Annotated in this window: 25 protein-coding genes; 11 read left to right on the top strand and 14 right to left on the bottom strand. The window is 66.6% G+C overall.

The annotated features are described in order from the left end of the window. Window positions 1-10: 10 nt before the first annotated feature. The 3 genes from ACSUPR_RS00320 to ACSUPR_RS00310 form a co-directional block, all read right to left on the bottom strand. Window positions 11-1,891 carry a hypothetical protein gene (locus ACSUPR_RS00320; RefSeq protein WP_436888450.1) on the bottom strand — a complete coding sequence of 627 codons (1,881 nt, stop codon included), beginning with the start codon at window positions 1,889-1,891 and terminating at the stop codon, window positions 11-13. An 8-nt stretch (window positions 1,892-1,899) separates the two neighbouring features. After that, window positions 1,900-2,232 (bottom strand): hypothetical protein, encoded by a 333-nt coding sequence (locus ACSUPR_RS00315; RefSeq protein ID WP_436888449.1) that lies wholly within the window; start codon window positions 2,230-2,232, stop codon window positions 1,900-1,902. A gap of 154 nt (window positions 2,233-2,386) precedes the next feature. Next, window positions 2,387-3,223 carry a sigma-70 family RNA polymerase sigma factor gene (locus ACSUPR_RS00310; protein ID WP_436888448.1) on the bottom strand — a complete coding sequence of 279 codons (837 nt, stop codon included), beginning with the start codon at window positions 3,221-3,223 and terminating at the stop codon, window positions 2,387-2,389. A 627-nt stretch (window positions 3,224-3,850) separates the two neighbouring features. Between ACSUPR_RS00310 and ACSUPR_RS00305 the strand changes: the two genes are divergently transcribed. From ACSUPR_RS00305 to ACSUPR_RS00270, 8 genes are all read left to right on the top strand, one after another. Continuing rightward, on the top strand, window positions 3,851-4,258 hold the full coding sequence (locus ACSUPR_RS00305) for a 6-pyruvoyl trahydropterin synthase family protein (protein ID WP_436888447.1): 408 nt from the start codon (window positions 3,851-3,853) through the stop codon (window positions 4,256-4,258). Beyond that, a complete protein-coding gene (locus ACSUPR_RS00300) occupies window positions 4,255-4,995 on the top strand; it encodes a 7-carboxy-7-deazaguanine synthase QueE (RefSeq protein WP_436888445.1) in 741 nt (246 codons plus the stop codon). The genes ACSUPR_RS00305 and ACSUPR_RS00300 overlap by 4 nt, the downstream gene beginning before the upstream one ends. A 135-nt stretch (window positions 4,996-5,130) precedes the next feature. Further along, complete coding sequence (gene folE / locus ACSUPR_RS00295; protein ID WP_436888443.1) at window positions 5,131-5,700, top strand: GTP cyclohydrolase I; 570 nt, start codon at window positions 5,131-5,133, stop codon at window positions 5,698-5,700. Continuing rightward, window positions 5,697-6,518 carry a hypothetical protein gene (locus ACSUPR_RS00290; RefSeq protein WP_436888441.1) on the top strand — a complete coding sequence of 274 codons (822 nt, stop codon included), beginning with the start codon at window positions 5,697-5,699 and terminating at the stop codon, window positions 6,516-6,518. The genes folE and ACSUPR_RS00290 overlap by 4 nt, the downstream gene beginning before the upstream one ends. After that, entirely contained in the window at window positions 6,515-7,585 is a 1,071-nt protein-coding gene (locus tag ACSUPR_RS00285) for a hypothetical protein (RefSeq protein ID WP_436888439.1), read from the top strand. The genes ACSUPR_RS00290 and ACSUPR_RS00285 overlap by 4 nt, the downstream gene beginning before the upstream one ends. Before the next feature lie 24 nt (window positions 7,586-7,609). Continuing rightward, on the top strand, window positions 7,610-8,308 hold the full coding sequence (locus tag ACSUPR_RS00280) for a dTMP kinase (protein ID WP_436888438.1): 699 nt from the start codon (window positions 7,610-7,612) through the stop codon (window positions 8,306-8,308). 144 nt (window positions 8,309-8,452) lie between these two features. Continuing rightward, the gene (locus tag ACSUPR_RS00275) at window positions 8,453-9,265 is read left to right on the top strand and encodes a DUF2797 domain-containing protein (RefSeq protein ID WP_436888436.1); all 813 of its coding nucleotides are present in this window, start codon (window positions 8,453-8,455) and stop codon (window positions 9,263-9,265) included. A 25-nt stretch (window positions 9,266-9,290) separates the two neighbouring features. After that, window positions 9,291-10,121 (top strand): class I SAM-dependent methyltransferase, encoded by an 831-nt coding sequence (locus ACSUPR_RS00270; RefSeq protein WP_436888434.1) that lies wholly within the window; start codon window positions 9,291-9,293, stop codon window positions 10,119-10,121. Window positions 10,122-10,137: 16 nt separating this feature from the next. On the opposite strand, the gene ACSUPR_RS00265 is transcribed toward ACSUPR_RS00270, so the two are convergent. The 7 genes from ACSUPR_RS00265 to ACSUPR_RS00235 all read right to left on the bottom strand — a co-directional run bounded on the left by ACSUPR_RS00265 (window position 10,138) and on the right by ACSUPR_RS00235 (window position 14,761). After that, window positions 10,138-10,650, bottom strand: a complete 513-nt coding sequence (locus ACSUPR_RS00265; RefSeq protein WP_436888432.1) for an NUDIX domain-containing protein — start codon at window positions 10,648-10,650, stop codon at window positions 10,138-10,140. Window positions 10,651-10,825: 175 nt separating this feature from the next. Beyond that, on the bottom strand, window positions 10,826-11,551 hold the full coding sequence (locus ACSUPR_RS00260; RefSeq protein WP_436888430.1) for a 5-formyltetrahydrofolate cyclo-ligase: 726 nt from the start codon (window positions 11,549-11,551) through the stop codon (window positions 10,826-10,828). Window positions 11,552-11,562: 11 nt separating this feature from the next. Beyond that, window positions 11,563-12,807 (bottom strand): hypothetical protein, encoded by a 1,245-nt coding sequence (locus tag ACSUPR_RS00255; protein WP_436888429.1) that lies wholly within the window; start codon window positions 12,805-12,807, stop codon window positions 11,563-11,565. A gap of 161 nt (window positions 12,808-12,968) precedes the next feature. Further along, a complete protein-coding gene (locus ACSUPR_RS00250) occupies window positions 12,969-13,340 on the bottom strand; it encodes a hypothetical protein (protein WP_436888427.1) in 372 nt (123 codons plus the stop codon). A 128-nt stretch (window positions 13,341-13,468) separates the two neighbouring features. Beyond that, window positions 13,469-13,681, bottom strand: coding sequence for a BldC family transcriptional regulator (locus tag ACSUPR_RS00245; protein ID WP_436888425.1), 213 nt, complete (start codon window positions 13,679-13,681; stop codon window positions 13,469-13,471). Then, complete coding sequence (locus ACSUPR_RS00240; protein ID WP_436888423.1) at window positions 13,626-13,964, bottom strand: WhiB family transcriptional regulator; 339 nt, start codon at window positions 13,962-13,964, stop codon at window positions 13,626-13,628. Before ACSUPR_RS00240 ends, ACSUPR_RS00245 begins: the two co-directional genes overlap by 56 nt. Before the next feature lie 341 nt (window positions 13,965-14,305). Further along, on the bottom strand, window positions 14,306-14,761 hold the full coding sequence (locus ACSUPR_RS00235; protein ID WP_436892183.1) for an ATP-binding protein: 456 nt from the start codon (window positions 14,759-14,761) through the stop codon (window positions 14,306-14,308). Window positions 14,762-15,455: 694 nt separating this feature from the next. Here ACSUPR_RS00235 and ACSUPR_RS00230 point away from each other — a divergent pair. Both ACSUPR_RS00230 and ACSUPR_RS00225 read left to right on the top strand, forming a co-directional pair. Next, entirely contained in the window at window positions 15,456-15,974 is a 519-nt protein-coding gene (locus ACSUPR_RS00230; protein ID WP_436888421.1) for a hypothetical protein, read from the top strand. Between the two features lie 19 nt (window positions 15,975-15,993). After that, window positions 15,994-16,614 carry a 3'-5' exonuclease gene (locus ACSUPR_RS00225; RefSeq protein ID WP_436888419.1) on the top strand — a complete coding sequence of 207 codons (621 nt, stop codon included), beginning with the start codon at window positions 15,994-15,996 and terminating at the stop codon, window positions 16,612-16,614. Window positions 16,615-16,774: 160 nt separating this feature from the next. Here the strand turns inward: ACSUPR_RS00225 and ACSUPR_RS00220 are convergent, their stop codons facing one another. The 4 genes from ACSUPR_RS00220 to ACSUPR_RS00205 form a co-directional block, all read right to left on the bottom strand. Further along, on the bottom strand, window positions 16,775-17,410 hold the full coding sequence (locus ACSUPR_RS00220; protein ID WP_436888418.1) for a transposase: 636 nt from the start codon (window positions 17,408-17,410) through the stop codon (window positions 16,775-16,777). After that, complete coding sequence (locus tag ACSUPR_RS00215) at window positions 17,358-17,573, bottom strand: winged helix-turn-helix domain-containing protein (RefSeq protein ID WP_436892181.1); 216 nt, start codon at window positions 17,571-17,573, stop codon at window positions 17,358-17,360. The genes ACSUPR_RS00220 and ACSUPR_RS00215 overlap by 53 nt, the downstream gene beginning before the upstream one ends. Window positions 17,574-17,767: 194 nt before the next feature. Then, a complete protein-coding gene (locus ACSUPR_RS00210; RefSeq protein ID WP_436888416.1) occupies window positions 17,768-17,944 on the bottom strand; it encodes a helix-turn-helix domain-containing protein in 177 nt (58 codons plus the stop codon). A gap of 120 nt (window positions 17,945-18,064) precedes the next feature. Continuing rightward, window positions 18,065-21,481 carry a type ISP restriction/modification enzyme gene (locus ACSUPR_RS00205; RefSeq protein ID WP_436888415.1) on the bottom strand — a complete coding sequence of 1,139 codons (3,417 nt, stop codon included), beginning with the start codon at window positions 21,479-21,481 and terminating at the stop codon, window positions 18,065-18,067. Between the two features lie 541 nt (window positions 21,482-22,022). Between ACSUPR_RS00205 and ACSUPR_RS00200 the strand changes: the two genes are divergently transcribed. Next, a complete protein-coding gene (locus ACSUPR_RS00200; protein WP_436888413.1) occupies window positions 22,023-22,169 on the top strand; it encodes a hypothetical protein in 147 nt (48 codons plus the stop codon). Window positions 22,170-22,245 lie beyond the last annotated feature (76 nt).

The following is a 22,245-nucleotide window of genomic DNA, read 5'->3' as shown; positions in this document are numbered from 1 at the left end:
CACGGCGTGGTCACGCCCCCCCGTCCCGGTCCGGACGCGGGAAGAGCCCGTACTGCTTCCACACCCGCCTGGGACTGGAGAACAGCGGGATCTGTCCCTTCACCTGCGGTTTCTTGTCCCAGGTCAGGGCGGGCATCGACGGCAGGTGCCGCAGCCCCTCCCTCGCCCGGGGATGGGGTCCGACCCACCCCAGGCGCTCAGAGGCGCGCCTGCCGGGCACCCGCACCGGCGGGGGCGTAGGCAGCACCAACTGCCGCCATCGCCGCCGCGGAGCCCCGGTGGGCGGGGCCGGTTGCGGTCGCACCGCTGGTGTGGCCGGGCGCGGGAACAGCACCTGCTGACCGGTCTCGGGTGATCCGGGCATGCGTCCCTCCTCCAAAGCACGACGCGGCGGAACCCCGGGCAGGCCACGCGGAGCCCCCGCATGGGGTGAGGGCAGCGGGCGGGGGCCGGGAAGGGCGAGCGGCCGGCCGGGGCCTCTGGGCGTGCCGGAACCGCCCGGCCCGCCAGGTGCCCCGGGACCGGCCGGCCACGGGCCGGTGGCCCCGCCGGGACCGGGCAACCCCGGGCGGCCCGCACCGAGCGCTCCGGCCGGGTCGGGTGGGTCGTGGCGGGGCCGGTACCACCAGGTCTGCGGCTGCAACGGCTGCAACCCACTCGACGGGGCCGGGGTGTGGCGCGGCAGCGGCCTGCCTGACGGCGCCGGTGAACGCCTCGGCCAGCGCACCCCCAGGCCGGACAGGTAGCCCGCGGTACGCGGTAGGCGCAGGCCGCTGACGCTGCGGAAGGCGAGCATCCACGCGATGTTCTTCAACAGGCTCGCGATGGGCGAGGTGCCGGGGTTGGGCTGCCACACCAGGCGCATCACCCACGACCCGATCCTGATCTGGGTGTAGATCAGCACCAGCAGCAGCATGAGCTGCATCAACCAGTCGCCATCGCCCACCTCGTCCCCGGTCTCGGAGGGGGTGTGGTTGATGTCCGCCAACGTCAGCTGCCCCTCGAAGAACAGCTTCGCCAGGGACATGAACACGATCGCCTGCCCGACGGGGATGGCGCACAGGCCCGCCATGCACCGCCACCACATCTCCGCGATCCGGTTGGTCTGCGGCAGGGCATGGAAGATCAACAGGATCGGGGCGCCGATGACCAGGACGATGGCCATGCAGATGCGCACCGCCTCGGTGATCATCCACACCACGAACAACACCACCACGACCACCACCAACAAGACGGTGAAGATCAGGGCGTCGGCGACCAGGGCGTCCAGCCGGTCGCGGAAGTTCTCCGCCGCCTCGCGCGGGTCGATGGCCTGGGCGCCGATCGCGGCCGCGACCTGGTTGGAGACACCGATCATCTCGGTGGAGATCCACAGCGAGACGTTCGCGGCGACGAACCCCCACACGAGACGGGGCAGGATGTCGGCGGCCGAGTAGCGCATCTGCACGCTCTGGTGGCCCATCGCGATCAGCCCGCCCGCCACCACCAACAGCACGAACAGGGTGTTGGACACGCCCAGGATCCCGGCGTGCAGCCCTTGCATGCCCTCGGTGGGGACGGGGGTGTAGAACGCCTTGGACGCCAGCCACCCCAGCGCTGGGTTCAGGCCCGAGACGGCGAAGTCGGCGAACCAGTTCGAGACGTGGCACCCGGCGTCGATCAGGTCGCAGTCGAAGACGTTGCCGTCGACATCCAGCTTCACCGGCTCCGGCTCCACCACCGGAGGCTCGCCGCCTTCGGGGTCCTCCGGCGGTGGCAGCGGGTCATCGGTGATCTCCGGCTCTGGCTCGGCCTCGGGTGAGGGCTCGGGTTCAGGGGGCGGATCGTCGGACGGCGGCGGCAACGGGTCGTCGCTGATCTCCAGGTCCGCCGGCGACCGCCCACCGGGCATGGCCGGGGTCACTGGCCGCCCCCGGCCTGTACGGCGAGTACCCAGTCCAGGATCTGCATGAGTGTGCTGGCCAGGACCGCGATGCCGTAGCCGATGGCGGTCCCGGTCAGCGCCCGCTTGGCGGAATCGATCGACCCCGGCTCCCCGCCCGCGACCATCCACCGCACCCCGGCGATCGTCAGGAACAAGGTGCCGAGCGCGGTGCCGAGCACGATGAGGATCAGCTGCACCCGGTCCACAATCTGGAGCAGCGCCGATGCCTCCTGCTCGGCGCCCTCCCGGGTCTGTGCCCACACCCACGAGGCGTCCTCGCCCACCGCCACCCACCACACCGCTGACACGGCGGCGGCCAGCACCACTACGCGCCACCGGATGCCACGCCGCGAAGAGCCGCCCTGCGCCGATGCCCTCACCCGATCCCCCTCACTTGATTCCGATCAGGGCACCAGGCGCTCAACACGACGCATCCGAGGCCCAGTGCCCGTATTCGCTCCCCTAACAAGCCAGGGGCAGGGGCAGATACGACATCGACTTCGCCGGAATCTCGGCGTTCAGGAGCCGACCGAGGTGTTCAGGGCCGTCTGCGGGGCGAGCTCCAGGGCGGATGAGGGCGTCAGCGATCACCACCTCGCCCGCGTGCACGGCGGCCACGAGCCGGGCTTCGGCGCGCTCACGGCGCTTGGCCACCGCCGGGTAGGACACCCCCAACTCACCAGCCACTTCGGCCAAGGGGATGTTCTCCAAGCGGGTCCGAGCGATCAGGTTCGCCTCGGAACGCGAGAGCACCCCGACCCGCATCGCGGCCACCAGCAGCAGTTCGGCGCTACCCTGCACACCGGGGTCGGGGGCCTCCTGCTCGCTCGCAGCCCCGGCCGGCCGCGGTGCCTCCTTCTCACGCCTGCGCGTTGAGAGGGCCGTTCGGTGAACCGGCCGGGTCAAGTACCAGGCCAGGCGGGCGTAGTCGATGTTGATAGTGCGAATCTGGTGAACGGCCTCGCTCAGGATGGCGGACTCCACTGTGTCCACACCGTCCGATGACAGCCCTCGGCACGTGCGCCGGGCGGTGGACCGGAACGCGGGCATGCACAACCCCAAGGCGCCGACCATCCAGTCCTGGGACAGGCGGGCCCTGCGGATGGTGTGCCTCAGCACCTCGTCCTTCACCTCATGCGGGGTGTCCACGTCCATGAGGACGTCGCGCAGTTCGTACAGCGCATAGATCCGCTCCTGGAGCCAGGGGTGGACCGTGGAACCGGTCAGGGTCAGGTGGGCGGGTGCCAGGTGAACGAAGTGGGTCTCGACCACTTCCAGCGGTGACGGCGCAAAGGCCACGGGTGCCCCCTCGGATCGCAGAGAGAAATGACACCCGAATCAAATCAAACGCCTTTCTCGGCACCCCCTCGAAGCACTCTCGCCAAAAATTCACCCCGCACTCAAAAGAAGCTCACCACGGCAAATAAAAAGTAAGATTCACACTCCTGGAGATGGCTTCCACTGCACCCCCACTCCGATCAACCTCACACGACCCCGCGCCCACCTGCATGGATAACAAGGCGAGCAGCCCGCGAACACCCTCCCAAGCGACTCTCACCAAACCTCTTCGACAGGTCAGGGAAGATTTTTTCAACACGCAACGCGGAGGGTTGAATAAGTCACGAACGCCGCATGGGATCAGGACACTCGTGAAACGCTCATTCTCTACTCACTCGTAGTGCATGAGAGGTCGGGCAACCGATACAGCGGTAAGGCTGTCAAAGCGGATTCCTGTGCGCCGAGCCGAGACACGGTGGCTCGGAAGTCCTAGCTGTGCTCAGGACCCACCCCCGTGGTGGGTACCCCCGCGGGGGATCCCACACGGCTTCGGCCGGGCCAGAGTGAGGAGTAGTCCCCACGCTCGCTGTCGCGAACCCCCGGTTCCGCCAGCGAGCAGCTCTCTCAGCAGTGAAGCGAGGAGAGGCATTGAACGCCCCCGAGCCCCGCCCGCAGGGCACCCTCACGATAGGCAGACGGTTCACCTTCGAGGCCGGACACCGCCTCCCCGGCCTCCCCACCGAGCACAAGTGCTCACGGCAGCACGGCCACAGCTACGAGGTCGAGGTGATCCTCACCGCCGACCGCCTGGTCCCGCCGGGCTTCATCACCGACTTCGCGGACCTGGCACCGTTCAAGGAATTCCTCGATAGGGAGCTGGACCACCGGAACCTGCACGAGGTGCTCCCCGTCGAGCCGACGTCCGAACTGCTGGCCCGGTACCTGGCCGAGTGGTTCATCGGCCACGTCGAGCCCCACATCCCCGGACGCCTCCAAGCGGTGAAGGTCAGCGAGACCGCACGCAGCTGGGCACGATTCGACGTGGAGGGAACGTGACCCCCGACGGCAACGCAACCCGGCACGTGTCCGGCCACGGGACGTCGTTGATCGTCGCGGAATGCTTCGGCGACGTCGAACCGACCTTCCAGGGGGAAGGGCCGAGCCTGGGTGTCCCGGCTCTGTTCATCCGGCTGTCGCGCTGCAACCTGACCTGCTCCTGGTGCGACACCAAGTACACCTGGGACTGGACGACCTACGACCCCACTCGTGAGGCACATCGCCGCGACGTGGGCGAACTGGCGGACTGGGCGTGCAGGACCGACGTGGGTCTGGTGGTCGTCACGGGCGGAGAACCGCTCCTCCAGCAGCGCTCCCTCATCCCGCTCGTCCGCCGGCTGCTGGCGGCGGGAAAGCGCGTGGAGGTCGAGACCAACGGCACGATCGCACCCCAGGACGAGCTCCTGGTCAAAGGCGTGGACTTCAACGTCTCCCCGAAGCTCACCAACTCCGGTGTCGACGCGGCCAAGCGCATCGTTCCCGCCGTCCTCGACGCCTTTGCGACCAGCGGGCGGGCCGTGTTCAAGGTGGTGGCCCGAACCCCAGACGAGCTGGAGGAGGTCGACGAGCTCGTCAGCCGGTTCGCTCTGAGCCCCGTCTACGTCATGCCCGAGGGCGCCACCGCCGACGATCTGGTGCGCACCACCCGTGTCCTGGCGCCGGTGGTCGCCGCGCGCGGCTGGCGGCTCACGTCCCGCCTGCACGTCCTCGCCTTCGAGAACGCGCGAGGGCGCTGACCCTTCTCCGTCGAACCGGCATCACCCCCGACCCCTGACCCCCGAAATGAGGCGAACACGGTGTCTCCACCTGGCGTTCAAACACATGAGAGCGAGGCGCCCGACGGGCGGCTCCTTCACCGGACAGCGGACGGTGTGGACACCGCCCGTGTGGCCGAGCTGGTGCGTGAACTCCTCGTCGTTCTCGGCGAGGACCCCGAGCGCGAGGGCCTGCTCGCGACTCCGCGGCGCGTGGCGAGCTGGTGGCGGGAGTTCCTGGAACCGCCCGCGGCCCTGGTGCCCACCAGCTTCAGCGAGACGCGGCTCAGCGACCAACTGGTCGTGGTCGGCGGCATGGAGGTGTGGTCGCTGTGCGAGCACCACCTGCTGCCGATGCGGCTGGAGCTGGCAGTCGGCTACGTTCCCGCCGACTCGGTGCTGGGCCTGTCGAAGTTCGCGCGGATCGCACGCCGCCATGCGGGGCGGCTCCAGCTCCAGGAGCGCTTCACCCGCCAGGTCGCCCGAGAGGTGCAGGAGGCGACGGGAAACGAGGACGTGGCCGTAGCGGCGCGCGGTGAGCACCTGTGCATGAGCATGCGCGGCGTGCGGATGAAATCGGCGAGCACCAGCACCGTGCTGACCTTCGGCCGCCTGCGCGAGGACGCGGTCCTCTCCCAGCAGTTCCTGGCCTTCGCGCAGACCACCGGCTCCGGGAGGCCGAGTTGAGCGGCGGAGGCATCAACGTGTCGGTGATCGCCCCGGTCGCCTACCTCGCCGACTTCGTCGCCCAGGACCCGGCGACGGTGCACCACGTGGCGGCACAGCGCGTGCTGAACGACCTGGCCTACCGCGCCTTCTTCCAGCGTGAGGCCGAACGCGGCGCGTCGATCATCGTGGACAACGGCGTGTTCGACCTGGGCAGGGCGCTGTCTGCGGAGGATCTGGTGCGGGCGGCCCGGGCGGTGCACGCCGAGGAGATCATCCTGCCCGACGTGATGGGCGACGGGCCCGCCACCGTCAAGGCCAGTGACGAAGCCGCCGCGCGCATCCAGGATCTGAGCGATGAGTTCCGGCTGTGCGCGGTTGTGCACGCCGCTGACGATGAGCAGTGGCTGCGCTGCTACGACCACTTAGCCTCTTGCGACTACGTCGGCGCCATCGCCCTGCCCGCCTCCAGACGCCCGGCTCCGCCCGACCGGTTGTCCGCGACCCGTACCGCGACAACCGCCTACCTGGAGAAGCACGGGCTGGTCGATCACCGGCTCGTCTACCGGCTGCTCGGGTTGGGTCGCACCGGCCACCTGGAGCTCGTCGAGCAGCGCGAGCACGGCTGGATCGCCTCGGTCGATGGTGCGGCTCCCGTGGTCCTGGGGGCGATGGGAATCGCGATGCTGCCCGAGGGCCCCTACTCCAAGCCCAGGACCCCCCGTGTCGAGGAGCTGGGGGCCATCCCCCCGGAACGCTTCCCCTTGATCAGGGCGAACATCGCGGCTGTGCGCCGCGCGGCCGACTGCCCCCTGCGCATCCCGGAGGCACCAGCGTGATCAGCCCCGTACCGGGCACTCCGTTCAGCGAAGCGACCGAGTCCCCAGTAGCCGCGGCACCCATCGACCCCCACGAGCACACGATGGGCGCGGCAAGCCTGCTGCGCTACCTCCAGATCAAGACCCACCACCTCGTCCAGGAACGCGACTGGGAGAGCATCCGCGTCATGGGCGGCTACGACCGCGACTGCGTCGTCTCCACCAACGAGAAGTCCGACAAGCTCTTCAACTGGCAGCGGCCCACCGCACAGGTCGACGGGGACGCCCTGGTCATCCGGTGCTTTCCCGGACACGACTACGTCCAGCACTACGGGTTGATCCTGGCCACCTATCTGGCCATGGCCGACCGCCGCCACGACCACATCACCTACGCGTTCCCGCACCCGGCGGCCTGCCGGTCCGCGGTCGACCGGGTCGACCTGGATGTGGACGGGGCCCTCGTCGTCGTGGGATGGGGTCTGGAGCACCTGGCCCCAGGCCGCACCGGATGGACCTACGGGCACGGGTACGCCTGGCAGAGCGCTAGCGTTCACGGCCGCCGCGTCGTGTACCTGGGTTTCCTGCACAGCATCTGGGGCGACGTCGCCGGCCGTGTGGTCGCGCGGCTCGCGGCCCTGGGCGCCCGCGACGTCGTCTATGTGGGCAAGGTCGGAGCGCTGGACCCGTCGGTCGTTCCCAACACGGCGCTGGCCACCGGATCCGTGAGCCTGGTCGAGGGCACCCCTGTCGCGTGGAGGGACTTCTTCGGCCCCACCGCCGTCAGCCAGCCAGAGGTACGCACCGGTGTCCACGTCACCTCCCCCTCGGTCCTGCTGGAAGGGAACCGCTGGCTGGCCGCCAACGCCCAGCACGCGTTCGTCGATCCGGAGATCGGTCCTATGGGCCAAGCGGCGGCCGCCGCCGGAATCGGCTTCGGGTACCTGCACGTGATCTCCAACAACCTGGCCCGCCGCTACCCCGAGGACCTGTCCAACGAGCGCCTACTCCAGGTCCTGCGGCAGCGCGCCGACCTGGTCACGCGCATCCGCCGGATCATCGAGATGCGCCTGGCCTCCGACCCGACCTGACCCACCGTGGAAAAGGAAACGACCATGGCCACCGAGCCCCGACCCGGCACAACCCCCGCCGGGCGGCTGATCACCGTGACCGGTATCGACGGCGCGGGAAAGTCGACTCTCGCCACCGCGCTCGTCCAACGCCTGAACGCCGCGGGTGAGAAGACCGTTCTCGTCGGCAAACACACCACCGGGGTCCCCATGGACCCAGCGCTGTCGGCCTACGTCGACGGCCTCAACGCCCTGGTCTACCGGCGCGACGCCGAGGTCGCGCAGCAGTGCGGCGACCACTACTGGCTGCTGGCGCTGGCCGCCTGGTACACGTTGCAGGACCGGCTGATCGTCCGACCCGCGTTGGAATCGGGTACGCATGTCGTCCTCGACAACGCCCACCACAAGATCCTGGCCCGTTACGCGGTCAACCCCGGAGTGCCCACGGACCTGGCCGAGCAGGTCTTCACCCACCTCACCATCCCCGACCTGGTGCTGTTCCTCCGTATCGACGCCGCCGAGGCGCTGCGCCGCAAGGGCGGCTTCACCTCGCTGGAGGCCGGGCACTCCGGGGCGGCGGGGGCCGACTTCGTACGGTACCAGGACACTGTCACCGACCAGCTGAGCCACCGGACAGATCCTGGCGGGTGGGTGTGGATCGATGTCGCCGGCAAGGACCGCGGCCAGGTCCTCGATGACGCGGCCGAGATCCTGTGGAATCGCCTCGCCCTCAGCACCATCTGACCGCCCCGGGAGGACTCCGCAGTGCCAGAGAGCCGGATCGACAACGAGAACGAGTACGTGTGCCACGGGGTAACGTGGGCCGGTGGCCGTCCCCGGCTCCTGCTCGCCCCCGTCCCCACGGGGTCCTTGTGCACCGTCGAGGTCATGGGCGGGAAGATCGGCCTGCGAACGACCAACCGGAAACGCTTCTGCACCGGACACTTCGGTTTCACCGACACCTTCCGTGTGGAACCGGTGCCCTGCCCCGACCGGGCGCAGGCGGGACGGGGCGGCCAGTGCGCTCTGTGCGCCCAGCAGGACGAGTTCCGCTTCGCCCACCAGGTCCACACCGGCGGATACGTGTCTCCGGCGCTGGAGCGGTACATGGCCCAGCCCCACTGGCTGTACATCGCCACCTTCGCCCACGGCGTCAGCAAGGTGGGCACGGCGGCACAGCCCCGGAAACGCTCACGCCTGGACGAGCAGGGGGCGCTGATGGCGACCTTCGTCGCCAGAACACAGGACGGCCGGACCGTACGGCGGTTGGAGGACGCCGTCACACACGGCCTCGGGGTCGTCCAGCAAGTGCGCGGGACCGCCAAGATCGCGGCGCTCGTGAACCCCGGCGAGCTTCGACAGGTCGAGGAAGCACACGCGCAGACCGTGCAGCGGACCGTCGAGTTCCTGGCCGATCTGGGCGTCAGGACCGTGGTGGAAGGGTGGCAGCCGCCTCGGGAGGGCGAAGGACTGCGCCGGATACACACTGGTGTCAGGCGTTCCCTGTATCCCCATGACCTTCGTGAAGGCGAACACGGCTTCACCGTCGAGGCGTGTCTGGGCTCCCATGCCCTGGTCCGCCTCACGGGCCCGGACGATGCTATGCGCTATGTGCTGGACCTGGGCGTTCTCAAGGGACACCGGCTCGCGCTCGGCGATTACTCATCCCCAGCGACGAGCGTGCAGACCGCTCTTTTCTGAACGTTCAGGAAGCGAGGAGAGACCTATGGTTCCACCGGATGCGGTCGCGGGCTGGGATGAGAGGCACACCGCCGAGGCCTACGCCTGCTTCACCCATCTCTTCCCCATGTACACGAACACCAGCCGTGACCTGGTGGAGCGGGCCGAGCTACGCGGCAGTCGGCTCGTGGTCGACCTGTGCGGGGGCACGGGTGTCACCGCCGGGGCCGCGCTCGCCGTCCTGTCCCCGCGAGCGCGGGTCATCTCCTTGGACGCCTCCGCCGTCATGCAGGAGGTGGGGCGGAGGAGTCTGCACGACGCGCGCCTGTCCTGGGTCACCGCGAGAGCCGAGGACGTCGCCCGGCACGTCGGCGAAGGAGTCGACGCGGTGGTGTGCAACTCCGCGATCTGGAAGACCGACACCATGGCCACTTTCACGGCCGTCCGCAGTGTTCTGCGGCCCGGCGGGCGGTTCGTCTTCAACATCGGAGGTGGCTTCGCCGGAGTCACCCATCCCGACGAGGAGGCCGCCCGCACCGGACCGTCGCTGAGCGCCCTGATCCAGGACGTGGCTGTTCGCGACTACGGGTATGTACCGCCGCGAGAGACCCGGGACCGGCCGAAACTGCCCCTGGAGGTGGTTCGGGCACAGCTGCGTGCGGCGGGGTTCCGGGTTCTGGAAGCGGGTGTCGTCGCCCACCACGGGACGATGGCGGAGAAGCGGGCATGGTTGTCCATCCCGATCTTCGCCCGGCCCGAGGGCGATCTGACCTATGAACAGCGCATGGAGATCCTCCGCAAGGCCTACGCGCTGGTCGACCCGGGCCAGGTGACCGTCACGAGCTGGCTCGTCGTCGTCGCCCAGGCCGCGGGATGATCCCTCGGGCCCGGTGTCAACGGATGCCGGTACGGGCTTCGGCCAGTCGCCGGGCGTGTCGTCGAATCCGGTCACGGTCCTCGGGGAACACGCTCTCCCAATCGTGCTCCAGCGGGATCCAGGCAGCCGGCTGCCCGCTCTCCCCTGACAGTGGCAGCGCGCAGTCGGCAAGGGCCGCGTAAGCCAATCCGAGTGTCGGCGTCCAGTCCGAACGGTAGGAACGGACCGACACGGCAGCTGGCGCAGGTAGGAGTTCGACAGAGATGCCCGCCTCCTCCCGGAGTTCCCGGGCCGCGGCCTCACGCGGCGTCTCTCCGGGCTCGACCTTGCCGCCGGGTGGCACCCAGCCGCGCCACCGGTGCCGGACGAGCAGCACGTGGCCGCAATCGTGGTCAATGACCCACACTTCCGCTGAGAGGGGCTCCATCGGCTTGAGGCGGGCCTGCTCCAGCCAGGCGCGGGCGTTGTCGAATTCGGCCACGGCCAGACGCACGTCGACATCAACCGCATCGAGGGTGCGCTGCTCCACATCCTGTATCACCCGTCACACCCTACGCCGCCCGGCATTCGGCTTCGCGTTCCTTCGTGAATCCGTACGTCCGTCTGCCGAGCGACGGACTCCTCATTCCAGGCGTCAGGAAGGCTGTGGGCCCCGTATATGGAGTTGAGGTCGGTGCCGCTGGCAGCGTGGAGCGCTCAGCGCGCTACTGGACAGGCCGTCGGGCTCGAAGGGCGGGGATCGCCTGGATCTTCTCGGCTTGGAGGTCCTCCCAGAGGATTCCCCGGGGGCGGCGGCGCGGCGGGCACAGGATGGTCTCCTCCGGAGTGACGATCACATCGACGCTCGCGTCGTGGTCGCTGTCCGGCAGTTCTTCGTCTACGACCTGGAGCTGGTGCACGGTCGTGACGATGAGGGTACAGGGCCCGATGAGCCCGGCGTCGGCGAGCAACCCCATCTCGATGTCGCTGTATCCGGCTCCCTTGCCCAGCCGGACGCCTGCCCGGTTGACCGCCACACTGCCGCAGACCACGACGTCCACCGGGTGCATCCGTTCGACGGAGATGTGGGGGGCGTGCGAGGCCGCCCACCTGCCGGTGGACGCGACCTCTACCGGATCGTGGATGGCGGCGGGGTCGAGTTCGTAGAACGGTTCGGGGGTGGCCATCTTGGAGACGGCCATGTACAGCAGTTTCCCGGCGGCAAGTGCCTCGGCCCGCACCTCGGCCTGGGCCTTGTCCGGATTCGACTTGACCACCCGGGCGCGGGCCCAGCCCTCCAGCCTGGCGAGGCGAAGCGCCGCTCGATCAGCGCCGTGGAAGTCCGGGATCTTGCCGTGGACCGGCCCGCTCCGGCCGATCCGGCGGGCGTCCAGCAGAGACCAGATGCGTTGGCGGATGTCGTCCTTGGCGCTGTTGATATCGGTGGTCATGCTTCTACTTTCTAGCTCGCCATGAGGGTGAAGAGACGATCGTGCACGTCGGCGACCCAGGGTTCGCCCCTCCAGGGGGACAGCTCCCGTGATGCCGTCGCGACCAGGGTGAGGGCTCCTCCGGCGCGGGTCGACTCGATGAGGTCCATGGCGTCGTGCAGGACGGCCGCGGCTTCATCGGGGCGCTGTTGGCGCAGGTGGGCGAGGGCGAGGTTGGCGACCACGATGGCCTGGGACTTGGCGCGTTCCTCCAGCAGGGGGACCGCCTCTTCCAGGATCCGCTGGGCCTGCTGCGGGCGTCGCAGGGACAGGTACACGGATCCGGAGATGCGCAGTCGGCGTCCGTTCCATTCCCCAGGTTCGAGGTCGGCCTTCTCCACCAAGCGGTCGACCTCCGTCAGGTGCTGTTCGGCCGCGGTTCGGTCACCGAGTCGGGCGTGGGCCTCGCTGACGTGCAGAGCCGCGAGTGCGTGCACGGCGGGTAGCCCGCGGGCGGCGTGAACAGCGCGCTGGGCAGCGATCAACGCGCCTCGGTTGTCGCCGGTTCCGTAGAGCGGGATGAACGACTGGCGCAACAAGGCCTGGGCGAGGACATCGCGGTTCCTGCTGTGGCGGGCCGCATGCGCGGCCTGGTCGAGGTACGAACCTGCGGCTCCCCCGTCGCGGCGGTGAGAGGCGTCCCAGATGAGCTGGCCCATCAGGAGGGCCGAACGTGCTCGCAGCTCCAGCACAGCCCGTGTTCCCTCGGAGTCGGCGGGAACGGTCGCGTTGGCCAGCACACCGTGGATCTGGCCTGCTTCGGCGAGCAGCATGGATGAGGAGACCAGGTCGTAGTCGCGCTCCAGGCGTCGCAGTTCGTCGTCGGCCCAGTCTCGGGCTTCGGAGTCCAGGCGTTCGCTGGGCTTCGGAACCGGCGATGCCGCTCCCTCCGAGTTGGAGTGGTCAGGGGTAGCCGGCCCCCGGTGCCGCGTGGTCTCCCACGGGCGAGGGGTGAGCCCAAGAAGGTGGCCGGGGATGCGCAGTCCGTCGGCGATCTCGCAGATCTTGTCGTAGCTGGTCACCCGAACCAGGTCGCGGGCGATCTTTCCGACACGTTCCGCTTTGACGCCGCAGGAGGCACCGATCTTTCCGAAGCTGATCCCGTACCGGTGAGCCAGCTGGAACACGGTCGCGAAGTCGTGCTCCTGGAGGGCGCGCTGCATGTCCTCCCGGGCGAGGAGTTCGGCTGGCAGGGCCGCTGAGGGGGTGTAGACCATGGTGTCTCCGTCAGGCGCTGTCACAGAGGGTGGAGGTGCCGACGGCATTCAGTATCCCCGGGCAGCGGCCGGTCCACCATGAGTTCCGGTAGCCCTGGTCTATTCGTCGACGAGAAGCGCAGGCTCTTCGGAAGTCTCGATGCGTGACGGTCCGTGCGGTTCTAGAGCGGCTGCTCGGTGTTCGGGAACACAGGCCGGGCCAGCTCTGGCCGCTCGTTGATCAGGTGGCGGATCTCATCGGCCAGGTCATCGAGGTCGTCGGCCCCACCACTGACGTCCAGGCCGGAGGCAAGGACGTTCAGCTGCTCCATCGCGTTCGCGTGAACCTGGTCCACGGCGATCCGCCCGAGGACGCGCAGTCCTTCGTGGGCGCTTCGGGCCGCGTTCCTGCGGTGGGCCATCTCCGAGGCCGTGACCTGTTCTCCGAGGTGCAGGTAGGGGCGGATCAGCGGACGTCCGTCCGAGGCGCACGCCCACCCACTGGACCGGCGGCGCCGGGGAAGCCCTCGTTCGGTACGGCTGGACGATGACATGCCTTCGGCTCCTCCTTGTAGCTCAGGATTCGGTGGGAACGGGATTGTGTCCTTGCCGGGAAGGCGAGGCGACCCACCACAGGTGCCGTTCGCCCCTCCCCCTCCGCAGGGGCGAACGGCCGTCGATCTCACTCCCGGATCGGAGCGAAGTTCTTGGCCCTCAGGGCGTGGACCTCGCTGGCGAGGTAGCGCCGGTGACCGCCGGGAGTCCTGAAGCTGGACAAGAGCCCTCGGTCGGCCCATCTGCTGACGGTGTGGACGTTGACCCGGAACAGTCCGGCCACTTCAGAGGTGGTCAGCACTCTTTCGGGCTCTGTGCTCGGGTGGATGGTGGAGGGCATGGGGAGCACGTGTGAAGTTCCTTTCCGGTGGAACGGACGTGTTATGAGTGACGAAGGCGTGCCAGTCGGTCACGTCAGGGTGGCGGCGGAGAAGGCTCTTCCGCTCGCTGTGGGTCATCCCGCCCCAGAGTCCTGCCTTCACGCCTTCGGAAAGCACTCGGGTCAAGCAGGCGATGTGGACGGAGCACGGGACGCAGAGGTGTCGGAGCCGGCGTCGTTGCAGTGCGCCGCCGAACAGGAGGTCCGGGTCGGCCAGGCTCTGGCACGGGGTTCGGTCGGTCATGGCGAATGCGGCCGAGCGGGAGCAGCCGGAAGCGGACAGGGAGCGTGAACGGTGGGCCGGGCGGAGGTCCACGTGCATCCCGGGGTCGGGCAGGCCCACCACGACCGGGGTGGGGTCAGTGTGCGCGCCAGCTCGTGCTCGGTGTTCACGATCCGGTTGTGCAGCTCGGCGCAGGTGGGGGCGGCGAGAGGAACGACGTGGGCCTCGCCCCGGTAGAAGGCGAAGAACGCCCGCGAAGCCGGTCCCCACAGGATGAGCCACAGCTGTCCGTGTCGTCGTTGAAGGTGCTGGGCGGCCTGATAGCGGTCGTGGTCGTCCTCGTACCTCCACCCCATGAGGCGTCACCGGCCTTCCCGTGGAACCCCTGGCCTGGGTTCCTGGGTGTGGTCGATCTCGAACCAGACGCTGGTGCGGCCGTCGTCGTGGTGGACCGTTCCCCACCGGTCGGCCTCCGCGGCTACCAGGAACAGGCCCCGCCCCTCCTCAGCGTCCGCATCCCAGGGGCGCAGGTGGGGAACGGTGAACTCGTCGGGGTGGGGGCCAGCGTCGATGACGCGGACCTGAAGGCGCCCGGGGAGTTCGAACACCGCCACTATGACCTCGCCCCCGGTCTCCCCACTGCGGGAGTGTTGGGTCGCGTTGTTGAAGAGCTCCGTGGCCAGCAGCTCGACAAGGGCGAACTCTCGCTCGGGCAGTGAGACCAGCGTGCGCAGATGTCGGCGGACGGCCCTGGCGTAAACGGGCTGGCCCGGAGCCGCTACCGCATGTCCCTCTAGCTTCCTGGAAGGCTCCACCATCACGGGCGCGCGATCATCCGGGGCGGTCACCCGACGGAGGAGGAACGGCTTTGCCTCCGACGAGCGCTCTGCGGCCGCTGTCAGGCAGCCACGCCCACCGCCTCGGATTGCGGAAACAGAACCCATACCAGCTCCAAACGAGCGCTACTCATCAGACGGCAGGGCTCACTGGCGGGGAACGCCGGTGAGGTCCACATGCCCACGGCCGGCCCGGAATCCAGACTTGTGTCCCTCGGATCGGCCGCTTGCCTGTACCCAGGGTGGCCGTATAAGCGCGCTCAGCGGATCCCCCTGAGGGGTACCTACCAGGAGTACCCGTAGAGGTTCGGCGACCTTCACCCGATCATGGGATGCAGCAGCCGAGCCTTCGATTTGATCACCCTGACCACCACCTGGGACCTGACCCCCGCCGCGGTCGGCAAAGTCCGCATGGACTACCTCGTAGACCACCACACCCCGCTCGCGGCCGAGTACGGCTTCGACGTCCTCACCTGGCCCGGATTCCCCGTCCTGCGCCGACTCCGCGAACTCAGACTCGTCACCAGCGCCCTACCGGTCTCAACACCAGCCCCGGCCTACGCACCCAGTGGCAGCACGACATGGACACCCTCCGACACGGCGACACCACCACCCGCTGGTCCACCTACCGGTAAGGAAGCTGAACCAGCGGGGCCTGCGCGGCCTCGGTGTGGAGGTGCCCTATGCGACCGGCTACCAGCGCCGCAAGGTGCTGCCCGAAGAGCTGGACGCGAAGGTCGTCCGGGCCTGGCGGAAGCACGGCACCGGTGTGCCGCTGTTCCGCAAAACGAGCTGCGGGGTCACCTACGCCCACCAAGTGCCCGACTACAACGGCCACTGGGGCGTGCCGGAGCTGTGCGACATCTGCCCCGCCGCCCAGCGCAGGATCTGCGCCGACGACCACCGTGCACCGGCCGAGGACGAATTCCGGGCCGCTTTGGAATCCTTCGGCTACGACACCGACGCCCCGTTCCTGGTCGAGGACGGGCACATGCTCACCCACGCCCTCGGCGAGCAGCGACGCTACGCTCTCCAACACAAGCTGCGGTTCCAGGTGTGGGAGGTCGACCACCCGCACCTCCACCGCGCGCACGGGCGCACCCTGGCCGGGTACACCCTGAGCGAAGCCGAGCAGCGCCAGCTCGACCAGGCCCGACAGCGGCTGACGGCGGCCGCACGCCACGAGGACGACTGACATGGGACGGGGACCCGTTATGACCGACCGACCGTGGAAGAAGATGCCGCTGGTCGCGCTAGACCTGGAAGGCACCGGCTCCCAAGACCACGACCAGGAAGCCATTTTGGAGATCGCCCTGGTCCGGCTGGTCGACGGGTCCCCCGACTTGGCCACCGCCTACGACACCCTCGTCAACCCCGGCCGACCGGTCCCTCGCCGCCCCTGGATCAGCCCCGACCTGAACGACCACGCCCTCAGGAACGCACCCCGCCCCGAGCAGATCGATGACGCCCTGGCGTCCCGGGTGAAGGGCTACTATCTGGTGGGCCACAACATCGGCGTCGACGACCGGCTTCTACACCTGCGGCACCCCCGAGTGGCCCCGGCCGGGCTGATCGACACCCTGCGCCTGGCACGGGCCCTGGACGTGCCCAGCCCGAAAGGACTCGGCGCCCTGCTGGACCGGTTCGAGCTACGTAACCGTGTCAACGAGTTGGTCCCTACTGGCAGGCCGCACCGCGCGCTGTGGGACGCCGTGGCCGCCGCCCTCCTCTTGCGCGAACTGGCCACACAGGGCGGAATTACCTCCTGGTCGAAGCTGCTCACCGCTGCCAGTGCAAGACCAACCTCTGAGCAGGGTCAGGGGACCTTGTTCTGATCAGTGTGGGTTCACAGCTGTCTCCCTCATCCGAACCCTTGGCACCTTCACTCGCGACCGTATCCGCAAGGTCATCTCCGTCCTGTGAGTGGAGGCTGGAATCAGCTCTCAGGAGGTCGGCAACACCGTCCACCGCGTCTACGGTTGATCTCCGCCGTGGTCAGCAAGGTCCGCATAGACATCCCATTAACCACCGCACCTCGCCCGCTACCGAGTACGGCTTCAACGTCCTCACCTGGGTCAACTTCCCCGTGCTGTGCCAGCTCCGCGAACTGAGGCTTGTCACCAGCGTTCTACTGCTCCTGACTGATGTTTGATTATTCGGTTCCGAGTTGGAGTCCAGTGTGAGCGAGAAATCCATCCAGCAGGTCGGGGCGGTACCGTAGCCGGCGCAGCACCGACCGGACCGCTCGCTCAGCTCTGCGAGGTTGGCCGGCGCCGTGCCCTTGAGGTGGGACCAGACATCCTCCACCAGGTTCAGATCCGGAGCGTAGGCAGGCAGGTACTCCACCTCCAACCACTCCCGGGCCTGGACCGCCGTGCGTATCCGCCTGCTGCGGTGGGCGGACAGGTTGTCCCACACCAGGATCACCGGTGTGCCCAATACCCGGTGGACACCGTCCACGAAGGAGATCAGGTCACGGTCGTGGTACCACCCCGGGCGGGTGCGGAACAACAACCGCGAGGTGTGATCACGGCGGTAGCAGCAGGCCGCGGCCATCGACATCTTGGCCGGGCGGGCCTTAACCACGTGCAGCACCGGCCTCTGCCCGATCGGCGCCCAGGTGCGGGACACAGCCCCAGTCAGCCCTGTGCCGACCTCGTCGACGAAGACGATCCAGGCCCCGGTTCGGCTTCCTTTTTTCGATCTGCGGCCAGGTCTGCTCGATCCAGGCGGCGATGGCCTCCTCGTCGCGTTCGATGGCGCGGCGAGCCGGGACCTGCACCGACCACCCCATCGCTTTCATCGGCCGCCCCCGAGGGGTCAGCGAAGGCGGCGCCGAAGGTCTCGGCGATCACCCGCCGTATCCGGTTCAGAGTCCAGACGTCGGTGACAAAGCCGTAGTCCTTGGCGCCCCGGCGCAGCAGTCGGCGCAGCCGGTGGCGTTGGTCGGGGTCCAGGTAGCCCTGGGGCCGGTGCGGCCCTTGCTCATCAGTGCGTCGGTCTCATCAGTGCGTCGGTGCCGCCCTGGTGCCAGGCGCGCCGCCAGTTGTTGACCGCGCGGGCGGTGACGCCGAGCACCTCGCCGATCCGGGCGTCGGACATCTGGCCCTGCTCGAACAGGGCGGCGGCCCTCAAGCGGCGTTGTTGCTTGTCGTGGGCGTCCATGGCACCCCTCCTCGAACGAGAAGTTCCGGGTGGGTGGGCATATGCCCACCCAGGAAACAAACAATCAACCCTCAGTGAGGTTGAGCACTCAAGAATCTGGACCATGCCCTATTTTATGTGCTAAATAGGTTCATTCGAACCGGCAATCTTAAGATAATTATTATCGAGCTCTTGCCTGAGTAGCATAATTGCGGTGATCCTACGCGCGATGGCGGAGAATTCTCGAGCCTCGGCCATGGTAAGGTCACGGCCGAGGACGCGCTTGTCGCGGTAACTCAGCCACTTACGCAGCACCTGGAACCCACCAACCTTATAGTCCCAAACTGCTCCAGGCACCCCCCGCCACCGCACATCGTCATTCAGGTAAATATCGAGTACCTGACCGCCAAGCGCCTCCTCTTCTTCGTTGGTCAGCAATTCGCTGTCAGCAACAGCGCGTTGTCGCACGTCAAACTTTCCGGATCCCGGCATAATCGCGCCCGGTTGAAGGATGCCCCAACCTGCGGTGACGGCAAGGTCTCCGTTATCAGGGTTCAAAGGGTTTTTGTCTGCGCGCTCGATGGCAGCGACCGTCCGCAGATACGGGTCAAGAGGAGGCGTATCGAGGCCAGTAACGTTCGCGTCAGGGTTGAGCAGAGATGCTACCTTCCTACCAAGAGCAGCTGACTCCTGTAGGACTTTTTTGGTACCAGGCAAGGGGATACGAGGCCAGTCAGAACGCACCGCCTCGCCGTTTTGTTCGACGTAGAGTTGAGAAACACCGATTGCTAGCGCATGCAACCAGACGAGCGTTGCGCTTTCCTTATTGGTCTTCACATCTTCGATTCCAAGCTTCTCCAAATAAGCCAGGGCACCAGCGGAGAGATTTGGAATCCATGTATCGGTCGAATGCTCAGAATCGAGGTCGAACAGCGCTGGAGTTTCGTCGCTTTTTTTCTCCGACTCAGGCGAAAGCCAAAATGGAATGGCGTAGGCGTCAGTGAACAACACCTTCTGGTCCACGAGGCAGCCCGAGAAGTGAACTGCCGCACCATCCAGTGCCCGTGGGGCCCGGCGACGGACTAGCAAGAATCCGGAAGACGCCTCTGCCGCAGCGACCAACAATGGCCGTGAACGATTCCAAATCTGCGCATTAGTCTCAACATAAGCGAATCGCATATCAAGCGGACGGAACTGGAAACGCTGAATCTTATTCTCGTCGAACGGGCACTGTTCGAGTAGGCGCACACGGACCTTCTCCGGTTCGAATCCGGAGAATTTTTTGGCTAGCCGGGGATCAACCTGCTCCATCGTGACATCGGGATCCAGATAGGTCCTCATGCGGTCAGCCAAGGAGTCCCGATTGCTGTCGATCAAGGCGAATTGACGATTCTCGTTCAAGCCGAGCATCGGGTCCTGACCACACAACTCGTTGATGGCTGGCCAATTCGCGTAACCTTCGCGTGGACTCCAACGCAGCAGTCGGAACCAGTTAGCCTTTTCCGGCGCGAGGGACTCATAGTGAGGTCCAGCATCGGGGGCAGTGGTGGCAGCAGAAAGCTGTTCACTTTTGCTTTGACCCCAAAAGTCGCGATATCGGACTGTTGTTGACGACTCAACATATTCAGCAGTGCGGATAAGCATGCTGATGGCCACACCACGCGTAATACCAGACGGGTTCAGCCGCGTCGAGAAGATGGAGGGGTCTGGTTCCCCATTGGGGGTTTTCTTGCCAGTCTCACGACTGTCACCATTGAGGTTATCAATACTAATATCATCGAATTCGGAAATCAGCCTCTCGCGCATGACAACAGTTGACGGATCGCCGAGCCAGGAAGAGTTAGTGACGAAGCATATGATTCCCTTTCCGGTCTGCTCGGCAATACGGCGTTCGGCAACGCGAAAGAAACGAATATATAGATCGTCAAGCTTGTTCTTTGTTATGTCCCACTTATCGGAAAGTCCATTCTTATATGGTTCAACGAGACCACCCTCCTCGCGTCCAGATACACCAGCAAAGCCATTGTAAGGAGGGTTTCCAAGAACTACAAGGATTTGCTGTTCACGCTTGACGGAGTTAGCCGCATCCCGTTCAGTGGAAAATTCTGGGAAGGGAAGAACCGGGTGTTCACTGTCGTTGCCCCAACCGGTCAAGGCATTGGTCAGGTACACACTTGCACGTTCACCAACGTTGGCGTTCAGCGGGACGCCAAGGTGCTGCAGAGCGATGCCTATCCTGAGATGCGCGATGACGAACGGCGCAGGCAGCAACTCGAATCCGTGAATGCGGGACAAGACTGCCTGTTTGGCCTCTGCTGCGACGAGTCCGTCTCCGCTTTGCTCCTTCAGGGTAGCCACGATTTTGTCAAGGACGGCGGTCAGGTAGGAGCCTGTTCCCGTACACGGATCAAGCACGTGGACGTTCGGGTCCGCAAGGCCTAGCGGGAGATTGAGCTGTGTGCGTAGTGCATGGTCAACCCGATCGACCATGTAGCGCACGACTTCAGGAGGCGTGTACCAGACACCGAGTTCGCGGCGGAGTTCCGGATCGTAGGCCTGCAGGAACGGTTCGTAGAAGTACTGAACCGCTTCAGCTGCTTCAAAGCGCTGAAAGAAGAGTTTACGATCCACACGGGCAAGGACGTCGTCGGTCCAGTCGAGTACTTCGTCAAGCCCGATCGGTAGGTTCGCCGGCGTGGCCAGCTGCTGAAAGAGCACACGCACCATCGGCACTGACAACGTCCACTGGGCCTGGCGCCAAGTGAAGCGGTCCGTGGACTGCTCTGGCTGCTGCTCTGACCAGAACGCCCATGAGGCAAAGACGCCGTAGAATAGAGTCTGCACGAGCGCCGAGCGAAAGAAGTGGTCGCCATCCTCGCCTTCAAAGTGCAGACCTAGGGCTTCTTCCAGTGCGCTACGCAAAGTTGTGAGAGCCTGCATGTCTCCTGCGTCTTCGACCCGTGCAAGCCCAGTCCGAGCATAGGTAGCCAAGAACCATGCAAGGTCGGCGGGGTTACTCAGAGGCGCGTCACCTTGCAGCGCGCGTTTAAGGTAGTCGACGAAGTCCGTGCCTCGAGCTTTCTCAGTCTCCATAGGGTTGAGTGCCCAGAAGGAGTCCTCGTCAGGTGCGAGCGTGAAGCGCTCACCGGTCTGGGCTTTGCCCTTGGAGTCCAGGCCAATGACCAGGAAATCGCGGTAGGTGCAGACCAAGACCTTGCCGTAGCGTGCCAGGTAGCGCTTAACCTGAGCGGATCGTGCCACTTGAACGACGTCCTGCGATAGTCCTTTGACCTCCATGACTCCGCGCTCGGGAGCTCGTACAAGCAGCGCGGAAGCACCAGTCTCAACGAGTGCTTTGCGGGCAGTGAATAGGCCACCGTCAGGTATCCCTGCACCACGGTTCTTGGTGGTAAGAACGCAGGTGACTACCGGATCAAGGGTCTTGCCAACCTCATTGAGAAGCCCTTCGAGTTGCCCATAGTAGGACGTTTCTGGGACAGCCTCGCCGGTCGAGTGGATGGCCTGCAGTTTTTCGAGGTACGTGCGTAGAGTGACCACAGGAGGCATCATATAAGAGATCCGCGACACTTACAGTGACCGCCATGATTCGGCGGATGCATCCAGGCAGATTTACTCCCAGGCTTGGACGAGAACCACGGCACTGATGCCGTGGCAGCCCGGCCGGGATCCGAAACCGACATCGTAGGAACGACCGTGCTCGTGCTTCGGTCGGCTGCATGACGGGGCCGGATTGACATAGGAGTCTCCCGTTCACCTGCGGATGACACCTCGCAGCTTGAGATTTAACCTGTTGCCCTCGGCCAGCTCGCTGAGCTGGCCGGGGGTTTCAGCGTTCAGCAGACAACGAAGCGGCCCCGGGGAGATCGGCGGCTGACCCGCTGGGGTGTTCAGGCTCTGGGGCCGCCCCAGGTGATGCGAGCGTGGCCAGATCTGGCCACCATGACGCTTCCACAGACGGACACGAGCCACCGCGGGCTACCGTGATCCCGCGGTCTCCGCCCACGCGGAGACGGCCGGTGTGCTCGTTGAAGCGCCCCTGACCTCCGCGTTGCCCGCTCCGACGCCTCCCCCAAGAGGTGTGCCCCATGCCCACGCGCCCCCCTTCATCGCCGCGGCAGCGGCGGTGGTCCTGCTGCTCACAGGCTGTGCAAGCTACGACGAGACCGCGCACCGAGCCGCGACCGCCGAGGCCCTCGGCGTCGACGAGCTGGACGACGGCAGCTAGGCCGACATCAGCGACATCGCGCAGGAGACCTGCGACTCCGACGACGATGTGTTCGCCTACACCGCCGGGATGAGCG

The organism is Nocardiopsis dassonvillei, assembly GCF_964273065.1.
Taxonomy (GTDB): Bacteria; Actinomycetota; Actinomycetes; order Streptosporangiales; family Streptosporangiaceae; genus Nocardiopsis; species Nocardiopsis dassonvillei_B.
This window is presented reverse-complemented; position numbering and strand designations above follow the sequence as displayed.